The 17733-nt window shown below is 72.9% G+C and carries 19 protein-coding genes; 6 read left to right on the top strand and 13 right to left on the bottom strand.

The window, feature by feature from the left end; genetic code table 11:
* Positions 1–83: 83 nt before the first annotated feature.
* Positions 84–566: a DNA starvation/stationary phase protection protein gene (locus MWU75_RS13355; protein ID WP_247091550.1), complete on the bottom strand. Its 483-nt coding sequence runs from the start codon at positions 564–566 to the stop codon at positions 84–86.
* A gap of 217 nt (positions 567–783) precedes the next feature.
* On the opposite strand from MWU75_RS13355, the gene MWU75_RS13350 reads away from it, so the two are divergent.
* A complete protein-coding gene (locus tag MWU75_RS13350; RefSeq protein ID WP_247091547.1) occupies positions 784–2154 on the top strand; it encodes an FAD-linked oxidase C-terminal domain-containing protein in 1371 nt (456 codons plus the stop codon).
* An 89-nt stretch (positions 2155–2243) separates the two neighbouring features.
* On the opposite strand, the gene MWU75_RS13345 is transcribed toward MWU75_RS13350, so the two are convergent.
* The 5 genes from MWU75_RS13345 to MWU75_RS13325 all read right to left on the bottom strand — a co-directional run bounded on the left by MWU75_RS13345 (position 2244) and on the right by MWU75_RS13325 (position 7118).
* Complete coding sequence (locus tag MWU75_RS13345; RefSeq protein WP_247091544.1) at positions 2244–2897, bottom strand: type II secretion system F family protein; 654 nt, start codon at positions 2895–2897, stop codon at positions 2244–2246.
* Positions 2894–3619: a type II secretion system F family protein gene (locus tag MWU75_RS13340; protein WP_247091542.1), complete on the bottom strand. Its 726-nt coding sequence runs from the start codon at positions 3617–3619 to the stop codon at positions 2894–2896. Before MWU75_RS13340 ends, MWU75_RS13345 begins: the two co-directional genes overlap by 4 nt.
* Positions 3616–4815 carry a TadA family conjugal transfer-associated ATPase gene (locus MWU75_RS13335; protein ID WP_247091539.1) on the bottom strand — a complete coding sequence of 400 codons (1200 nt, stop codon included), beginning with the start codon at positions 4813–4815 and terminating at the stop codon, positions 3616–3618. Before MWU75_RS13335 ends, MWU75_RS13340 begins: the two co-directional genes overlap by 4 nt.
* The gene (locus tag MWU75_RS13330; RefSeq protein WP_247091537.1) at positions 4815–5552 is read right to left on the bottom strand and encodes a hypothetical protein; all 738 of its coding nucleotides are present in this window, start codon (positions 5550–5552) and stop codon (positions 4815–4817) included. The genes MWU75_RS13335 and MWU75_RS13330 overlap by 1 nt, the downstream gene beginning before the upstream one ends.
* 693 nt (positions 5553–6245) lie before the next feature.
* A complete protein-coding gene (locus MWU75_RS13325) occupies positions 6246–7118 on the bottom strand; it encodes a Fic family protein (protein ID WP_247091534.1) in 873 nt (290 codons plus the stop codon).
* A gap of 142 nt (positions 7119–7260) precedes the next feature.
* Between MWU75_RS13325 and MWU75_RS13320 the strand changes: the two genes are divergently transcribed.
* From MWU75_RS13320 to MWU75_RS13305, 4 genes are all read left to right on the top strand, one after another.
* Positions 7261–7887, top strand: coding sequence for a hypothetical protein (locus MWU75_RS13320; RefSeq protein ID WP_247091532.1), 627 nt, complete (start codon positions 7261–7263; stop codon positions 7885–7887).
* 138 nt (positions 7888–8025) lie between these two features.
* A complete protein-coding gene (gene acs / locus MWU75_RS13315) occupies positions 8026–10020 on the top strand; it encodes an acetate--CoA ligase (protein ID WP_247091530.1) in 1995 nt (664 codons plus the stop codon).
* Positions 10021–10292: 272 nt separating this feature from the next.
* The gene (locus tag MWU75_RS13310; protein ID WP_247091528.1) at positions 10293–11195 is read left to right on the top strand and encodes an acyl-CoA thioester hydrolase/BAAT C-terminal domain-containing protein; all 903 of its coding nucleotides are present in this window, start codon (positions 10293–10295) and stop codon (positions 11193–11195) included.
* Between the two features lie 100 nt (positions 11196–11295).
* A complete protein-coding gene (locus MWU75_RS13305) occupies positions 11296–11721 on the top strand; it encodes a phage holin family protein (protein ID WP_247091525.1) in 426 nt (141 codons plus the stop codon).
* 49 nt (positions 11722–11770) lie between these two features.
* Here MWU75_RS13305 and MWU75_RS13300 read toward each other — a convergent pair whose 3' ends face one another.
* Positions 11771–12481 (bottom strand): CoA pyrophosphatase, encoded by a 711-nt coding sequence (locus MWU75_RS13300; protein WP_247091522.1) that lies wholly within the window; start codon positions 12479–12481, stop codon positions 11771–11773.
* Positions 12478–13212, bottom strand: coding sequence for an endonuclease III (gene nth / locus MWU75_RS13295; protein ID WP_247091519.1), 735 nt, complete (start codon positions 13210–13212; stop codon positions 12478–12480). Before nth ends, MWU75_RS13300 begins: the two co-directional genes overlap by 4 nt.
* Positions 13213–13268: 56 nt before the next feature.
* Here nth and MWU75_RS13290 point away from each other — a divergent pair, with 56 nt between their 5' ends.
* Positions 13269–13946, top strand: a complete 678-nt coding sequence (locus MWU75_RS13290) for a Crp/Fnr family transcriptional regulator (RefSeq protein ID WP_247091517.1) — start codon at positions 13269–13271, stop codon at positions 13944–13946.
* 25 nt (positions 13947–13971) lie between these two features.
* Here the strand turns inward: MWU75_RS13290 and MWU75_RS13285 are convergent, their stop codons facing one another.
* From MWU75_RS13285 to MWU75_RS13265, 5 genes are read right to left on the bottom strand one after another with little or no spacing between them, the layout of a single operon-like run.
* A complete protein-coding gene (locus tag MWU75_RS13285) occupies positions 13972–14766 on the bottom strand; it encodes an MBL fold metallo-hydrolase (protein ID WP_247091513.1) in 795 nt (264 codons plus the stop codon).
* Positions 14767–14798: 32 nt separating this feature from the next.
* Positions 14799–15749: an NUDIX domain-containing protein gene (locus tag MWU75_RS13280; protein ID WP_247091501.1), complete on the bottom strand. Its 951-nt coding sequence runs from the start codon at positions 15747–15749 to the stop codon at positions 14799–14801.
* A 3-nt stretch (positions 15750–15752) separates the two neighbouring features.
* Complete coding sequence (locus MWU75_RS13275) at positions 15753–16226, bottom strand: RidA family protein (protein WP_247091498.1); 474 nt, start codon at positions 16224–16226, stop codon at positions 15753–15755.
* Entirely contained in the window at positions 16223–16378 is a 156-nt protein-coding gene (locus MWU75_RS13270) for a DUF4177 domain-containing protein (protein ID WP_247091496.1), read from the bottom strand. The genes MWU75_RS13275 and MWU75_RS13270 overlap by 4 nt, the downstream gene beginning before the upstream one ends.
* 52 nt (positions 16379–16430) lie before the next feature.
* A complete protein-coding gene (locus MWU75_RS13265; protein ID WP_247091494.1) occupies positions 16431–17711 on the bottom strand; it encodes an FAD-dependent oxidoreductase in 1281 nt (426 codons plus the stop codon).
* Positions 17712–17733: the final 22 nt, after the last annotated feature.

Below are 17733 nucleotides of genomic sequence, written 5' to 3'. Positions count from 1 at the left end.
GGTGAGCCTAACCAAATTTGGAAAGGGCACCGTCGCGAATGTGACCCAGCAGACGAAGCGGTCCTCCGCGAGCGTCGAGGGGCTCAGCCGGCGATGTGCGCCTGCAGGAACCAGCGGTCCTTGACCAGACCCTGCTCGATCGCGATCGCCACGTCCTGGCTCGACAGGTCGACCTCGTCCAGCCCCTTGATGGCCTCGCGGGTCGTGGCGATGACGGCGTCCAGCTGGGCGATGACCTGCGGGATCAGGTCGGCCGAGGAGGTGAAGCCCTCGGTCAGCGCGGGCAGGGTGTTCTTGGCTGCGACGGTCTCGATCCGCGAGTCCAGGGGGAGCCCCAGCGCGATGATGCGCTCGGCTGCGGTGTCGGCGAACTCCTGGGCGTGCTCGACGATGTCGTCCAGCAGCTCGTGCACACCCACGAAGTTGGGGCCGCGCACGTGCCAGTGCGCCTGCTTGCCGTCGACCACCAGGGCCTCGAGGTCGATGACAACGGGCGTCAGCAGCTGGGCAGCCCCGGCGGCTACCTCGGACGAGGTGGTCAGGGCGTCGGCGGTGCGGGTCGTCATAGAAGCCTCCTCGAGAGTCGGTCGGGTCGCTCGTCAGAGCGCCCCCTCATGGTCCAATCTCGCGCGATTCACGCCCCGCCGCAAGCAAGAGAAGGCTGGCCTTAGCCTGCTCAGACGGTGTGCGCGACCGTGCCGGCGACGGTGGGCGGCTTGGTGGGGGCCGGGCCCGACAACCATCCAGAACCGGTCGTTCCCGCGCTCGCTTAGTGTGGTCCCCATGGCTTCCAGCGCTCCCCTGTCAGACCTGGCTCGCCGGTTGCCCGAGGGGATGGTCGTGACTGACCCCGACGTGCTCGGGGGCTACCGGCAGGACCGGGCCCTCGACCCGACCGCGGGCACTCCCCTCGCGCTGGTGCGTCCGACCACCACGGCCGAGGTCCAGGAGGTCGTGCGCTGGTGCGCTGCGCACGGGGTGAAGCTGACGACTCGCGGCGCGGGCACGGGTCTGTCCGGCGGGTCGACGGCGGTCGACGGGGTGCTCATGCTCTCCACCGAGCGGATGCGGGGGCTGACCATCGACCCGGCGACCCGGACGGCCACCGCCCAACCCGGCCTGCTCAACGCCGAGGTCAAGGCGGCAGCGGCCGAGCACGGGCTCTGGTATCCGCCCGACCCCTCCTCCTTCGAGATCTGCTCCATCGGCGGCAACGTCGCGACCAACGCCGGCGGGCTGTGCTGCGTGAAGTATGGCGTCACCACCGACTACGTCCTCGGGCTGGAAGTCGTGCTGGCCGACGGTCGGGCTCTCCGGCTCGGTGGTCGCCAGATCAAGGACTCGGCGGGGCTGTCCCTCACCAAACTCTTCGTCGGCAGCGAGGGCGTGCTCGGCGTCATCACCGAGGTCACGCTGCGCCTGCTGCCCCCACAACCACCGGCGTGCACCGTCGTCGGCGTCTTCCCCACCGTCTCCGAGGCCGGCGCCGCCGTCCTGGCCGTGACCAACCACACCCGGCCGGCCCTGCTGGAGTTCATGGACTCGGTGGCCATCAACGCGGTCGAGGACCAGTTCCGCATGGGGTTGCCCCGTGAGGCGGGCGCCCTCCTGCTCGCCCAGTCCGACGCGCCGGGGGCCGCCGGTCGAGCTGAGGTCGAGCACATCCAGGAGGCCTTCGGCGCCCACGGAGCCACCGAGGTGTTCTCCACCGACGACCCGGCCGAGGGCGAGGCGTTCGCCGCCGCCCGCCGGGCAGCGATCCCCGCGGTCGAGAGGCTCGGGACCCTCCTGCTGGAGGACGTCGGTGTGCCCCTGCCCGCGCTCCCCGCGCTGATCGAGGGGGTGGCTGCGATCGCTGCCGACCAGGCCGTGACGATCTCGGTGGTCGCGCACGCCGGGGACGGCAACACGCACCCCCTCATCGCCTACGACCCCGCGGACGCCGCCCAGCAGGAGCGGGCACAGGTGGCCTTCGGGCAGATCATGGACCTGGCGATCTCGTTGAGTGGGACGATCACGGGCGAGCACGGCGTGGGCCGCCTCAAGAAGGGTTGGCTGCCGGACCAGGTGGGGCCCGACGTCATGGGGCTGAGCGCCACCATCAAGGCCGCCCTCGACCCGGACGGGCTGCTCAACCCCGGCGTGATGTTCTGATGCGTGACGTCCTGATCCTCTGATCAATCCTGTGTGACGTTCTGAACCTGGCTGGTCAAGCCGGGCTTGCACACGGAGACACCCGTCGGCTACGGCACCAGTGACGGGCCGGCGCCTCCCGCGAGGAGGGCCCCGGCGAGCGCCAGCACGACCGGCACGACGGTCGTCAGGACGAAGGCCGGCAGGAACGCCAGCCCGAGCGGGAGCACGAGACGCACCCCGAGCCGCGCGGTCGCGGTCTCGACCCGGTTGAGCCGCTCACGCCGGACGTCCTCGGCCGCACGCCGCAGCAGCGCCGCGGGAGGCACCCCCGCCCTGGCCGCGAGCCGGAGGGCGCGTCCGGCGGGTTCCCACCTCTCGGGGGCGGCGGCCCAGGCGGCGTCGCCGGGCAGGCCCCACTCCAGGGCAGCCACCACGGTGCGCAGCTCGGCACCGCCTGCGCCGGGGAGGCGGTCGGCCGTCGTCCGCAGGGCCGCCACCGTGCCCGCACCGGCGTCGAGCGCCAGTGCGACGAGGTCCAGCACATCCGGCACGTCCAGCTCGGGCTCCTGGCGCCCGCGATGCCAGCGCCGTGCGATCGGGGACAGTCGCGCGGTCGGGAACAGCACACACCACCTCGGTCCCTGCCGCCCCGCGACAAAGCCGATCCGGCCTCCGCGAGCCGGCCAGAGGAGCACGGCGAGCGCCACGAGGATGGCCGGCAGTGCCGTGTGCACTGCCTCCGGGACCGTCCACCCGGTCACCGCTGCACCGTGGCCCGCGCGATCATCCCGGTGACCACGACCCGCCCCACGGCCAGGAGCACGAGTCCGGCCAGGAGGCTGGCTCCCGCAGGGACCGAGCCGTAGAGCGTGGCCGGCGCGATCCCCATCAGGAGCGCGAGACCGACGCCGGCCACCGGCAGCAGGGTCAGGATGGTGGCGGTCGTGCGCGCACCGGCCGTCGCCGTCTCCAGCTTGCTGGCGAGGTCGCGACGCGACCGCAGCGCCCGGGCTGCGCTGTCCACCGCGTCGGCGAGCGGCGCGCCCAGCTGCTCGCTGATGCCCCACGACCGGGCGAGGAGCTCGACCTCCGGGCTGGCCGTCGCGCGCGCCACCCTCGCCCAGGCCGGTGCAGCGGGCCGTCCCTCGCGAGCCGCCTCGAGGACGGGCGTCAGCACGGCGCGCACGCCCGGGCCGACCCCGGTGAGCGCAAGCTCCAGGGCATCGGCAGGTGGGAGGCCGGCCCGCAGCGATGCCGACAGGTGGTCGAGCACCGGGAGCCACTGCTGTGTCTGGTGGGCCTGCGAGCGTCCGGGCCAGCCGAGTCGGCGGCGTCCCCGGGCCCAGAGGCCGCGCCACGGTCCCGGTGAGGTGTCCATCGGCCCGCGGTGGCGCAACAGGCCGGCCCGCACCGCGCGCCCGGTCCGGCGGCCCGGCCACGTGAGCACGGCCAGAGCGATCAGGAGCGTAGCCACCCAGGTCATGGCGGGGCTCCGTCATCTTCGGCGACCCTAGCCGTGGCGCCCGCCGGCGTGCCCTCGAGCGGCCCGAGGAGGGCGCTCAGCGCGGGCCATCCCGCCAGCTCTCGCCCACCGGGGCCGAGTGCCGGCACCACCTCCGCCAGCCGTGCCCCACCCTCCCTGACCACGACGCCCACCTCGCGCACGGTGCGTCGGCCCTCGCGGCGCCCCAGGTGAATGACGACGTCGAGCGCGCTGGCGAGCTGGGCGTGGACGGCGTCGGTCGGCAGACCGGCCAGGGCTCCCAGAGCCTCGAACCGGGCCGGGACGTCGGCGATGGCATTCGCGTGCAGCGTGCTCGCCCCGCCCTCGTGACCGGTGTTGAGCGCGCTCAGCATCTCGCGCACCTCGGCTCCCCGCACCTCCCCGATCACGAGCCGGTCCGGCCGCATCCTCAGGGACTGGCGGACCAGCGTGGTCAGCGTCACCTCGCCCCGTCCCTCGACGTTGGCGGCGCGTCCCTGCAGGCGCACGACGTGCGGGTGCTCAACGGCCAGCTCCCGGGTGTCCTCGACCAGGACGATTCGCTCCTCCGGACCCACCGCCCGCAGCATGGCCCCCAGGAGGGTGGTCTTGCCCGAACCCGTGCCGCCGGTGATCACGAACGACACCCTCCGTGTCACGACGGCTCCCAGCACCCGGGCCAACGGGCCGTCGACCATCCCCCACTGCTCCAGCGCCGCCAGGTCCGGGCTCGTCCGGCGCGGGATGCGCAGACTCAGGTGCGCGCCATCAGCCACCAGCGGCGGCAGTATGCCGTGCAGCCGGACTCCCCCGGGCAGCAACCCGTCGACCCATGGCGAGGCGTCATCGAGGCGCTGACCGGCCAACGTCGCCAGGCGCACCGCGAGACGGCGGACCGAGTCGGGGTCGGCGAAGCGCACCGGAACGGGCCGCAGGCCCTCGCCACGGTCGACCCACACCCCGTCGACCCCGTTGACGAGCACGTCGGTCACGGCCGGGTCGGCGAGCAGCGGCTCGAGCGGGCCCGCGCCCAGGACCTCACCACGCAGGTCACGCCGGAGCCGGGCCACGCCGTCGGAGCCCAGGCGCACCGCGTCCCGATCGGCAATGCCGTCGACGGCGTCGGCCGATGGCGCGCGTCCGTCCCGAATCTGTTGCCACACATAGTCGTTCGCGCCAGGAGCGTCGCCACTCATCAGGCCGCCCGCAGCCCGGGCAACACACCAGCCAGGAGATGGTCGGCGGCCTCCGCGAGTGGGCCGGTCTCGCTGGCCACCGCACGCCCCCGGTCGAGGCACCGCGCGACCGTGCGGTCGACGGGCAGCCGCGCCAGCAGCGGCACGCCGAGCGCGGCGGCGAGATCACCGTCGTCGATCGCGGCGGGCACCCGCAGCACCAGGCCCGCGAGCCCGGAGACGGCCTCGGCCACCACCGACGCCGCGCCGATCCCGCCAACGGAGGCATCGACGACCAGCACGATGTCGCTGCAGGCCGACCACCACTCCTGGTGACGAGAGCCGGGGCGGGGCAGGTCGATGACGGCGACCTCCGCGGCCGCCCGCACTGCCGCCAGCACGGGATCGGGGCCCGGCGGCATACTGCCCGGAGGGTGCGGCCCCCACGACAGGCACCGGAACCCGGTCTCACCGGCGGGCAGCTCAGCGATGAGACGCCCGGGGTCGACGTCACCCCGGACGCCCTGCAGGTCGGCCCACCGCAGGCCAGGTGTCGCGTCCGTGCCCGCCATGATCTCGATGCCCCCTGACCAGGGGTGGGCGTCCACGAGCACGACCTCCCGGCCCGCGGCCGCCGCACGCACCGCGCACGCCGTCGCCAGCGCGGTCGAGCCGACCCCGCCGGAGGCCCCGAGAACTCCCAGCACGAAGCCGTTGGCCGCTCCTCCTGGGCCGTTGTCCTCACTCGTCACATCCATGCCCCGAGCCTGCGTGCCGAGGTCACGCCGGACAACGCAGGACACCGCCGCTGTGGACGCCGACTTGGGGCGCGCTGAGGCTGTGGACAGGACCCGGGGAGAGGCCGCGCGCACTGGACGCGGGAAGGCTGTGGAAAGGACCCGGGAGAGGCCCCGCAAAGGACGCGGGAAGGCTGTGGAAAAGGCCCGGGAAAGGGGACGGCCCCCGCGGGGGGAGCGGGGGCCGTCGACGCTGCAGGTCAGGGGGGGATGACCTGCAACGCCCGCGCTGCAACCCTTGCGGGGAGCGCTGTACTGACAAGTATGCACCACACCGGGCAGCGGGAGCAAACTGCGGGTGAACGGCGTATGGCGAGCGGGTGCCGAGCGTGACCGCGCCACCGGGGCGCGGTCACTCCGGAGCGCTGGGCGACGGGGAAGCGGCGACCTCACCCGGGGACGACGCCCCACCACCCCACATGGGGATGACGCCTCACTCCGGAGGCGTCATCCGCGGCGGTGACCACCCGGGTGAACAGTGCGTGCACAGTATTGTCGGGTCCGGCAAGCCGGGCCTCGAACGGTCCACCAGTGGACTGCCCGCGCGTGGGTGCCCGGGTTGTCACCGCCGGCGGCAGGGCCTGTGGCTCTGCCACACACCACCTTTGTACTCCAGATCCGGCGCCTTGGGAAGTGCAGGCGCTGGGGGCCTGCTCAGGTCAGTCGTCCGGCGAGGACGGCGTCGGCGACCGCGGTGCCCGCCCCGGCCCCCGTCACCGCGGCCTCGGCACAGTGCAGCAGCCAGAGTCGCACTCCGTCGGCACCGCCCTGGGAGTATGCCGTGAGGGCACCCCGGTAGTCCGCGCCCACCTTCTGCGCATGGCCGAGCTCCGGCACAGCCACCCCCGTGGGGTCCAGTCCCCCGACGCGGTGGACGACCCGCTCGAGCGCGCGGGCCACCAGTCCGTTGCCGGTCACGAAGGGGCGAACGGTGACCAGCTCGGCGTGCACCAGTGCGGCCACGACGAGCGCGGACCCACCGGTGCGCAGCGTCGCCAGCAGGTCGTAGACCAGGTGCAGCCGATCCGGCAGCCCCTCGGCCGGCATGGCCTCGCCCAGAAACTCCTCGAACTCGGCGGAGGTCTCGCCCGGCTGACGCGGCCGGCCCACCTGTTCCGCCGGCAGGAGACCGGCGGCCGCGGCGACGTGCAGGCCCGCGAGCAGCTGGGCCGGGGTGGTGAGCGCCGCCCCGGTGGCCGACTCCGTCGCCGCCGTGACCTGGACGGCCGACCTCAGGACCCGCTCGACCGGATCGGGCTTGGCGGGCCAGGACGCGGCACCGCGCACGAGGTCCCGCACCAGCGCGACCGTGCCCTGCGAACCGGCCGGTTCAGCCCCCTCGAGCAGTGCGCTCGCGGTGGCCCCGCGGACCCGTGACTCCGCGGCCGCCTCGGGGATCCGGCGGCGCAGCGCCTGGTGCCAGCGCAGCTGCGTGCAGGCCCCGCGGGCCTCCTCCACTGCGTCGGCGACACCGGGCAGTCCCAGCAGTGCCTGCACCTGGCCAGCGACGACCGTCCCGGAGTCCACCTGCCCAGGGTACGGACCCCGTCCCGGCCCCAGGAGGGCCGGGGACCAACCAGACCCACGGGTGCGACGTCATACAGGAACAACAGACGGGCACGGACCATCCACCCACGGGGGCCACGACCCGAACCGAAGGAGGAGAACCATGAGCACCATCCGATCGCACCGCACCTCCCGCGCGTGGGCCGCCCTGGCCCTCGCCGCGGCACTCGGCCTCGGGGCACCGGCGCTGGCGAGCCCACCGGACTCCACGGCATACTCCCGGTCGTCGAGCACCGGCATCAGCGCTGTCATGCAGGGCAGCCCCTACTGCGGGATCTACTGGGGCTCGCTGGCCAAGACCAACGGCACCAGTCACACGACCGGCACCGTCGACGACGTCCGGGCCGGCCGGCACGCCTGCTACGACCGGCTGGTGATCGACGTGGACGACGTGCCGGGGTCGCTGACCTACGACGTGCGCTACGTCGACACGGTCCGTGAGGACGGCTCCGGGGCGGCCGTCCCGCTGGCCGGCGGGGCCGACCTGCAGGTCATCGTCCGCGCACCGGCCTACGAGGGCGGCGCCGCGACCTACTCCCCCGCCGATCCCGCCCACCTGGTGCACGTCAAGGGATGGACCACCTTCCGCCAGGTGGCGATGGCCGGGAGCTTCGAGGGACAGACCACCGTCGGGCTCGGTGTGCGGGCGCGGCTGCCCTTCCGGTCCTTCGTCCTGGACGGACCCGGCGACGGCGCCCGCCTCGTGATCGACGTGGCCCACCGGTGGTGACCCACCACTGAACCCGCTCGCGGCGACCGCTGGCCCCACCGGGGACACCGGTCGTCGCGGCGGGGGCAGGGGACGGTTGCCACGGGGCGGGTGAGAGTGTTGGCTGTCGGGAGACACCCGCGCGATCGAGGAGGCACCGTGGCCGAGGAGACCCTGTCCAACCTGCTGCACGAGGAGCGGACGTTCCCGCCCTCCGAGGAGTTCGCCGCCCAGGCGAACGGCACCCAGGAGCTGTACGACCAGGCCGCCGCCGACCGCGAGGGGTTCTGGGCCGACCAGGCGCGCAGGTATCTGACCTGGGACACCGACTTCGACCAGGTCCTGGACTGGTCGGAGGCCCCGGTGTCCAAGTGGTTCGTCGGCGGCCGGCTCAACGCCGCGGTCAACTGCGTCGACCGGCACGTCGAGGCGGGCAACGGGGACCGGGTCGCGATCCACTTCGTCGGCGAGCCGGGTGACACCCGGGACATCACGTATGCCGAGCTCCACGACCAGGTGCAGCGCGCCGCCAACGTGCTCGCGGGCCTGGGCGTCGAGACCGGTGACCGGGTCGCGATCTACCTGCCGATGATCCCCGAGGCGGTCGTGGCCATGCTCGCCTGCGCGCGCCTCGGCGCCCCGCACTCGGTGGTCTTCGGTGGCTTCTCCGCCGACGCGCTGCGCAGCCGCATCGCCGACGGCGAGGCCAAGGTCGTCATCACCGCTGACGGTGGCTACCGTCGCGGCAAGCCGTCGGCCCTGAAGCCCGCCGTGGACGAGGCCATCTCCGGTGAGACCACCATCGAGCACGTCCTGGTCATCAGGCGCACCGAGACCGAGGTGGACTGGCAGGACGGCCGCGACCTGTGGTGGCACGAGCAGCTCAAGGCCGCCGAGCCGCAGCACACCGCCGAGGCCTTCGACTCCGAGCACCCGCTGTTCATCCTCTACACCTCCGGCACGACCGGGAAGCCCAAGGGCATCCTGCACACGACCGGCGGCTACCTGACGCAGTGCGCCTACACCTCGCACGTGGTGCACGACGTGCACCCCGAGACCGACGTCTACTGGTGCACCGCCGACATCGGCTGGGTCACCGGGCACAGCTACATCGTCTACGGCCCGATGGCCCTCGGCGCGACCCAGGTGATGTACGAGGGCACCCCCGACACCCCGCACCAGGGTCGCTGGTGGGAAATCATCGCGGACAAGAAGGTGACGGTCTTCTACACCGCCCCCACCGCGATCCGCGCCTGCATGAAGTGGGGCGAGGAGTTCCCGAAGGCGCACGACCTGTCCTCGCTGCGCCTGCTCGGCTCGGTCGGCGAACCGATCAACCCCGAGGCGTGGATGTGGTACCGCCGCGTCATCGGCAACGACCGGACCCCGATCGTCGACACCTGGTGGCAGACCGAGACCGGCGCGATCATGGCCAGCCCGCTGCCCGGGGTCACCGCGGCCCGGCCCGGGTCCTGCCAGCTGGCGATCCCCGGCGTCGAGCTGGACGTGGTGGACGAGGCCGGCAACTCGGTCCCGGACGGGTCCGGCGGCTACCTGGTCGCCCGCAGCCCGTGGCCGGGCATGCTGCGCGGCATCTGGGGAGACCTGGAGCGCTACAAGGAGACCTACTGGTCGCGCTACCCCGGTCTGTACTTCGCCGGCGACGGGGCCAAGAAGGACGAGGACGGCAACCTGTGGGTGCTGGGCCGCGTCGACGACGTCATGAACGTCTCGGGGCACCGGCTCTCCACCACCGAGATCGAGTCCGCGCTGGTCAGCCACCACAAGGTCGCCGAGGCCGCCGTCGTCGGGGCGACCGACACCATGACGGGGCAGGCCGTGGTCGCCTTCGTGATCCTGCGCTCCGAGGCCGTCGAGGAGGCGGACGAGCACGGTGAGGGCGCCGAGCTGGTGGCAGAGTTGCGCAACCACGTGGCCAAGGAGATCGGCCCGATCGCCAAGCCGCGGCAGATCCTGGTGGTCGCCGAGCTGCCCAAGACGCGCTCCGGCAAGATCATGCGTCGGCTGCTGCGCGATGTGGCCGAGAAGCGGGAGGTCGGGGACGTCACGACCCTGGCCGACAGCTCGGTGATGGACCTCATCAAGGAGGGGCTGACCCCGTCGGGGTCCGGCTCGGACTCCGGCGATGACTGAGCAGTATGTCGTGTGCCCCGGGAATTCTTTGCGAAGAACTTACTATCTCGGGGGCCGTTCCTGAGGGTGGGCGCGGCACACTTGTCGTTATCGACATAGCGGCCGCGGTCCACTCCCTCGGATAGCGGCAAGCACCGGCTGTCACGGGACCGGAGTCGACAGGGTGTCCACCCGACACGAACAGGGGGTGTCGGGTGGACACCCCTTTGTCTGCCCCCGGATGGCCTCACCCACGCTTCCCTTGTCGGTGGTGCCCCGTAGCGTGCTGACCCATGGAGATCACCCGGACCCGCGTCACCGACCAGGGCCTCACCGGCCTGGTCTGTTCGCCCGCTCGGGGCCCGGCGCCCGGGGTGCTGCTCGTCGGCGGCTCCGAGGGTGGCCGGCACGACCGGGACGCCGCGCTGCTCGCGGCTGAGGGCTTCACGGTGCTCTCGCTGTCCTACTTCGCGGACGAGGGGGTGACGCCGGTCCTGGTCGACATCCCGCTCGAGCTCTTCGCCGCCGCCCTCGACCACCTGGAGTCGGTGAGCGCGGGCGGCGGTCTGGGCATGGTCGGAGGATCGCGCGGCGGGGAGGCGACCCTGCTGGTGGCCTCGCGGGAGCCACGCATCCGGGCCGCCGTGAGCATCGCGGGCAGCGGGCTGCTCACCCAGGGCATCGACTTCACAGCCGGGGTGCTGCCCGAGATCCTGAGCCGCGACGTGCCGTCCTGGACGGTCGGCGGCGAGCCACTGCCCTATCTCCCCTATGCCAACATCGACCGCATCCAGACCCTCGTCGACGCCGGTCAGCCGGTCCCCCTCGCCCTCGGCTTCCCGCCGGTCCCGACCGATCCCGCCCAGCTGGAGCTGGTCAGCATCCCGGTCGAGCGGGTCAGCGGGCGGATCCTGTCCGTCTGCGGCGAGGACGACCAGAGCTGGCCGAGCGCGGCCTACACGCAGGTGGCCGTCGACCGGATGGCTGCGGCCGGACGGGCCACCGACATCGAGCACATCGTGCTGCCGGGCGTCGGGCACCCCATCGCCGGGCCACCGGGGGATCCCTTCGCCAGTACCCTCGCACCCGGCCCGGGGACCACCTTCGAGATGGGCGGCACGGCGGAGGCCAACACGACCGGCCGGGCCCGGGCCTGGGAGCTCACGCTCGCGTTCCTCCGGCGCGAGCTCCAGTGACGAGGAGTTGGGCAGCGACCGGGTGGACCCGCCACCCGGTCCGGCGGGGTGGCCAGCGGATCGACCTGTGCGCCCGCCGCTCAGGCGTTAGGGTTTGCGCATGACGACCGGCAACCAGATTCCCGAGCGCACCATCGGACAGCTCGTGTCCGACGCGAGCAACGATCTGTCCACCCTGGTGAGGGGTGAGATCGAACTCGCCAAGAGTGAGGTCACCGAGAGCGTCAACCGCGCGGGCAAGGGCGGGGTCGCCATGGCCATCGCCGGGGTGCTCGCCCTCTACGCCCTGGGCCTGCTGTTCTTCGCCGCCGCGTGGGGCATCGAGGCAGCGGGCCTTCCGTTGTGGGCGGGGCTGCTCATCGTGGCCGGCGTGATCCTGCTGGTCGTGGGCGGGCTGGTCCTGTTCGGGATCAAGGAGTTCAAGAAGGTCAAGCCCAAGCCGGAAAAGGCCATCGCCAACGCCCAGCAGACCGTCAACACGCTCAAGGCGTCGGTCAAGCCGACCAACTCCGAGGCCTCGGCCTAGCAGCACCCAGGTCGCGGCGCAATGAGGGTCCTCAGGGGAATGAGAGCCCTCAGGGGACCGGGCGCACGTCCGACTCGTCCCACGGGACCTCCCAGCCGGCCAGCCGCAGGATGCCGTCGAGCAGCAGGGCGGTGAACCCCCAGACGACCAGGTCGTCCGCCTGGAACGCCGGGCCCACCCAACCGCCCGGGTGTCCGACCCGGAACCGATTGGCGGGATCGATCAGGTCGGTGACCGGCACCTGGAGGACCCGGGCGACCTCACGGGGCTCCCGGACCCACACCCGACCCGGCGCCGGCCACCAGCCCAGCACCGGCGACACGTCGTGCGAACTCACCACCAGGTTGAGCGGCGGGAGCACCCCGGCCACCTCGACACTCGCGGGCTCGACACCAACCTCCTCGTTGGTCTCCCGCAGGGCGGTGTCCACCAGGTCACGGTCGGTGGGCTCGGCCCGCCCGCCCGGGAAGGACACCTGCCCGGGGTGGGAGCGCATCGTGTGCGCCCGCTCGGTGAGCAGGATGGTGACCTCCTGCGGCGGGTGGCTCACCGGGGCCGGCACCGGGCTCACGGGGGCCGGCACCGGAGTCTGGCTCGCCGAGCCAGGATCCCCACCGGCGCCCGGGGCAAAGAGCATCAGCACCGCCGACTGCCGCTGACCCGGCCCACCCGTCGGCGGCAGGTCACGCCGCCACGGCGCACCCTCGACGGCATCACCGGCCCGCTGCGCAAGATCCGTGAGCCACCCCGGCACGGTCACCGCGGCGGCCCGTCCTTCACGAGGGCGGCTGCCTTGTCCGGGTCGGTCTCGCCGGTGCCGTACGCCGGGCACAGCCTGGCCACCGGGCAGGCCCCGCACGCGGGCTTCTTGGCGTGGCACGTGCGCCGGCCGTGGAAGATCAGGACGTGGGAGAGCTGCGTCCACTCCTTGCGCGGGATGAGCTCCCCGACCTCGTGCTCGACCTTGACGGGATCCTCCAGCGAGGTCCAGCCGAACCGGCGGACCAGCCGGCCGAAGTGCGTGTCCACCGTGATCCCCGGCACGCCGAACGCGTTGCCCAGGACCACGTTGGCCGTCTTGCGGCCGACACCGGGCAGCTTCACCAGGTCGGCCATGCGGGACGGGACCTGCCCGTCATATTCCTCGACGAGGGTGGCACCCAACCGCAGCAGCGACTCGGTCTTGGCCCGGAAGAAGCCGGTGGAGGCGATGATCGTCTCCACGTCGGTGCGGTCGGCACCCGCCAGCGCGTGCGCGTCCGGGTAGCGGCGAAAGAGCTGTGGGGTGACGCTGTTGACCCGCACGTCCGTGGTCTGCGCCGACAGGATCGTGGCGACCAGCAGCTCGAACGGCGTGCGGAAGTCGAGCTCGCAATGGGCGTCGGGATAGCGCTCGGCGAGAAGGCGATACATCCGGCGGGCCCGCCTGGTGAGCGCCAGCGGGGTCTCACCGGTGGGAGTGGGGGCGGGGTCGATCACGCGTCCCACCATAGACATCGGGTCGGTCACTCGACACGACGAGGCGGGTTAATGGCAGGATGACCACCGTGGACCGTCAAGTCGTGAAGAAGACCCCGCTGTTTGCGGCCCTGGACGACGAGACCGCGATGCGGCTCGCCGACTCGATGACGCCGATCCGCCTGGCGCGCGGCGAGGCCGTCTTCGAGGAGGGGGACCCCGGCGACTCTCTTTACGTGATCGTCACCGGCAAGATGAAGCTCGCCCGCACGAGCGGGGACGGCCGGGAGAGCCTGCTGTCGGTGCTGGGGCCCGGCGAGATGTTCGGGGAGCTCAGCCTCTTCGACCCCGGCCCGCGGCTCACCAGCGCCCGGGCCGTGGCCGAGGCCGAGCTGATCTCGCTCGGCAACGCGGACCTGAGGCACTTCCTCGGCCTCCACCCCGAGGTCGCGATGATGATGCTGGCCGGCCTGGCCCGGCGTCTGCGCCGCACCAACGAGGACATGTCCGACCTGGTCTTCACGGACGTGCCCGGCCGGGTGGCCAAGGCTCTGCTCGACCTGTCCGTGCGGTTCGGGAAGCGCACCGACGCGGGGGTCAAGGTGGCGCACGACCTGACCCAGGAGGAGCTCGCCCAGCTCGTCGGCGCCTCCCGGGAGACCGTCAACAAGGCCCTCGCCGACTTCGCGACCCGCGGCTGGCTCGTGCTCGGCGCCAAGTCCGTCACGCTGATCGACCTCGAGCGGCTGCGCCGCCGGTCGCGCTGACGCCCAGCGGCCCAGCTGCAGACAGTTAGCGGCCCAGCTCCAGGTAGTCCAGCTGCGCCAGCACGCTCTGCCGCGCGGCGGGCCACACGTTCTGCGGCACCTCCGCATAGACGCTGGCCACCACCCGGTCCGCCAGCTCCGACCGGCCGAGGTCCTCGAGCCCGCGTGAGGCCTCGCGGACCTGCGCCAGCCGCTCCTGGCGATGCACGACATACTCCTGCACCGTGGCCGCGGCGTCGGCGAGCACGGGCCCGTGGCCCGGGGCCAGGGTGGTGACCGCGCCGTGCTCGACCAGGCTTTCGATGGTGGTCAAGGAGGTCAGGTAGGCCTCGAGCTGTCCGTCCGGGTGGGCCACCACCGTCGTGCCGCGCCCGAGGATGGTGTCGCCGGTGAAGAGGACGCCGTCGGGCTCCAGCCGGAAGCACACCGAGTCCATCGTGTGGCCCGGGGTCAGCACCGCCACCAGCCGGGTGCCGTCGACCTCGAGCACCTCACCGTCGGTGACCGGCTCGGCGCCGGGACAGTTGCCGCGCACCGGCGCCCCGGTCAGCTCGGCGAACCGCCCCAGGGACTCCGCGTGGTCGAAGTGCCCGTGGGTGACGAGGATCAGCGCGACCCGCGCCCCACGATCCGCGACGTCGGCCAGCACCCGCTGCAGGTGCTCCTCGTCCAGGGGGCCGGGGTCGATCACCACCGCCTCGTCAGAGCCAGGGGCGGACAGCACCCAGGTGTTCGTGCCGTCCAGCGTCATCGGCCCGGGGTTCGGGCACAGCCGGCACGTCACCCGCTCGTTCAGCGGACCTCCGGTCCAGGGCTCCATCTCGACTTCCCTTCAGTATGCCGTTCGCTGCGTCAGTCGGGACGCGCCGCTGGGTCCCGGACCGGGTCTTCGGCGACTTGGGCGGCCCGTGCGAGGTCTGCGGGTGCGAGGTCTGCCGGTGCGGCGTCTGCGGGCGCGCCGTCCCCCCGCTCGTCGATCGGCGCACGCATCCACAACCGCCCGTCGTGCTCCACGGGCCTCGGCATGACGGGCCACACCTGTGTGCGCGCGCCCACCGCCTCCTCCAGGCTCCCCGCCCGGGCGAGCTGCTCGAGCATCACGCGGGTCGGCGGAAGGATCAGGTGCCGGCCGGCCTCCTGCTCGTCGAGCAGGTCCTGCGGGTCGGCCCACAACACCTCCGCCGCCTCGGAGCTGCGGTCGTCGGCGATCTGGCCCTCCGGGAGGAGCGCCACGAAGAACCGGGTGTCATAGCGCTTCGGCTCGCACTCCGGGGTGATCCAGTGCGCCCGCAGACCCAGCAGGTCGGTGCGCAGGACCAGGTCGCGGCGGACCAGCAGCTCGGCGAAGGACTGGTCCCGCGCCAGCAGGGCATCGCGCTCGTCGTCCCAGACCGGGTCGGTGAGGTCGGCGACGACGGTGCCGGCATCGGGCCCCGCCAGGAGCACGCCGCACTCCTCGAAGACCTCGCGGACAGCCGCGATCACCAGCTCACGCGCACGGTCCACGGGAGCGCGCAGCAGGGCGGCCCACTCCTCCGGTGAGGGCCCCGCCCAGGGCACGCTCGGGTCGGCGTCGCGCGGGTCGACACCTCCGCCGGGGAAGGCCAGCATGTCGGCGGCGAAGGCCATCGTCGCGGCGCGCCGCAGCACGAAGACCTCACAGCCGGACCGGCCGGGCCTCAGCAGCATCACCGTCGCCGACGGCTTGGCCGGTGCCGGGTCGTCCGCCGCGCCGTCCCGGTCGAGCCAGGCGCGGGCGTGGTACCGCAGCCGCTCGGGCATCGGGAAGTCGCGGTGGGCCACCGATCAGACCTCGACGGCGACGGTGATCTCCACCTCGACGGGCGTGTCCAGCGGCAGCACCGCGACGCCCACGGCCGAGCGGGCGTGGACGCCCGCCTCGCCGAAGGCCTTGCCGAGCAGCTCGCTCGCGCCGTTGATGACGCCCGGCTGACCGGTGAAGCCCGGGTCGCTGGCGACGAACCCGACGACCTTGACGACCCGGGTGACCTTGTCCAGGTCGCCCACGACCGACTTCACCGCGGCGATGGCGTTGAGGGCGCAGATCCCGGCGAGGCGCTTGGCCTCCTCGGGGTCGACCAGCCCCTCGCCCTCGCCCACCTTGCCGCTGGCCACGAGGTTGCCGTCGACCATCGGCAGCTGGCCGGAGCTGAAGACGAGCTCGCCCTGCTGAACGGCGGGCACGTAGGCCGCGACCGGTGGCACGACCTCGGGCACCGTGTGGCCCAGCTTCGCGAGGCGGGCCTCCACGGCGCTCATGCCTTCTCCCGCTTCAGATAGGCGACCAGGTTGCCGCCGTCAGGTCCCTGGAGGACCTGCACCAGCTCCCAGCCGTCCTCCCCCCACTGGTCGAGGATCTGCTTGGTGGCGTGCACGATGAGCGGCACGGTTGCGTATTCCCAGTTGGCCATGGCCTGACTGTACCGAGGCGGCCCGGACCCACGCACGGGCGGGCGGGGTGGGTCAGCGGGTGGGGGCCAGGGGACGCAGGGCCGCGGGGGTCGTGCCGGTGGTCATCTGCTCGGCCAGGAGCCGGGCGGTCGCGGGGCCCTGGCACATGCCCCACATGCCGTGTCCGCCGTGCACCCAGACGCCGGGCGCGTTGGTCGGCCCGACCAGGGGCAGTCCGTCGACGGTCACCGGGCGGGCGCCGACCCACTGGTCCTGGCGGTCGCTGAGGTCCAGCCCCTCGATCAGCGGCTCGGCGTTGGCCACGATCGACTCGATCCGTGGCACCGCCAGCGGCGCGTCGGTGGGCTGGAACTCCATCGTGCCGCCCAGCCGGATCCGCCCGGTGTCGCCCAGCGGCGTGCAGACGATCCGCTCGTGCGGGAAGTAGATCGGGTGTCGCACCGTGCGCTCGTCCTCGGGCTGGGCCACGGAGAAGGAGTAGCCGCGGCCGGCCCGCAGACTGGTGCGCACGCCATACTGCCGGGCGAGGGTCGGCAGCCAGGCACCGGTCGCCAGCACCACCGCGTCCGCCAGCACCGGGGCGGCTCCGACCAGGTCGACGGCGATCCCGCCCGGGCCGTGCCGCAGGCCGCGCACGTCGGCACCCTCGCGGATCTCCCCGCCCCGGGCACGGACGGCGTCGGCCAGCCCGGCGACATACTCCGCCGGGTTCATGAACCGCTGACCGTCGATCCGGATCGCCCGGCTGACCTCGGAGGACACCACCGGAGCGAGGTCGCGGATCTGACCGACCGGCACCTCGCTGAAGTCGAGCTCCAGCCCGGCCTCGTGGATGTGCTCGAACTCGGCCAGCAGGCCGTCGGCGTGGTCACCCTCCCGGAAGGCCGCGATGATCGGCCCACCGGACAGGCGCACCGACAGCCCGGGGTCGGTCTCCAGCTCGTCGTAGGCGTCCAGCGCCTGCACGTTGAGCGGCACGAGCGCCGCCATCGTCTTGCGCCACGTCCGGCCGGTGCACCGGGCCGCGAACCTCAGCAGGAAGCTCCACAGCCCGGGGTCGACCCGGACCGGCACGTGCAGCGGCGCGGACGGGTCGAGCAGCGCCTTCACGCCGTAGCGCAGGACGGCCGGCTCGGCCAGCGGGATCGCCATCGCCGGGGTGATCCAGCCCGCGTTGCCCCAGGAGGCGCCGGCCGCGACGCCGGACCGTTCCAGGACGGTGACCCGGACCCCCCGTTGCTGCAGGAACCACGCGGTGGACAGACCCACCATGCCGGCTCCGACGATGATGACGTGTTCAGGTGCACGCGTGTGCTGCGGCGACGTTGCCATGTTGCGGACGCTACCAAGTGGG

The organism is Ornithinimicrobium sp. F0845 (genome assembly GCF_023015765.1).
Taxonomy (GTDB): Bacteria; Actinomycetota; Actinomycetes; order Actinomycetales; family Dermatophilaceae; genus Ornithinicoccus.
The sequence above is the reverse complement of the archived record's forward strand: the minus strand, read 5'-3'. Positions and strand labels throughout refer to the sequence as shown.

Coding starts and splice junctions, on each gene's coding strand:
- MWU75_RS13265 (WP_247091494.1), bottom strand. CDS start 17,711: ATGGCAACGTCGCCGCAGCACACGCGTGCACCTGAACACGTCATCATC.
- MWU75_RS13285 (WP_247091513.1), bottom strand. CDS start 14,766: ATGGAGCCCTGGACCGGAGGTCCGCTGAACGAGCGGGTGACGTGCCGG.
- MWU75_RS13305 (WP_247091525.1), top strand. CDS start 11,296: ATGACGACCGGCAACCAGATTCCCGAGCGCACCATCGGACAGCTCGTG.
- MWU75_RS13330 (WP_247091537.1), bottom strand. CDS start 5,552: ATGGATGTGACGAGTGAGGACAACGGCCCAGGAGGAGCGGCCAACGGC.
- MWU75_RS13275 (WP_247091498.1), bottom strand. CDS start 16,226: ATGAGCGCCGTGGAGGCCCGCCTCGCGAAGCTGGGCCACACGGTGCCC.
- nth (WP_247091519.1), bottom strand. CDS start 13,212: ATGGTGGGACGCGTGATCGACCCCGCCCCCACTCCCACCGGTGAGACC.
- MWU75_RS13320 (WP_247091532.1), top strand. CDS start 7,261: ATGAGCACCATCCGATCGCACCGCACCTCCCGCGCGTGGGCCGCCCTG.
- MWU75_RS13310 (WP_247091528.1), top strand. CDS start 10,293: ATGGAGATCACCCGGACCCGCGTCACCGACCAGGGCCTCACCGGCCTG.
- MWU75_RS13350 (WP_247091547.1), top strand. CDS start 784: ATGGCTTCCAGCGCTCCCCTGTCAGACCTGGCTCGCCGGTTGCCCGAG.
- MWU75_RS13335 (WP_247091539.1), bottom strand. CDS start 4,815: ATGAGTGGCGACGCTCCTGGCGCGAACGACTATGTGTGGCAACAGATT.
- MWU75_RS13355 (WP_247091550.1), bottom strand. CDS start 566: ATGACGACCCGCACCGCCGACGCCCTGACCACCTCGTCCGAGGTAGCC.
- MWU75_RS13270 (WP_247091496.1), bottom strand. CDS start 16,378: ATGGCCAACTGGGAATACGCAACCGTGCCGCTCATCGTGCACGCCACC.
- MWU75_RS13340 (WP_247091542.1), bottom strand. CDS start 3,619: ATGACCTGGGTGGCTACGCTCCTGATCGCTCTGGCCGTGCTCACGTGG.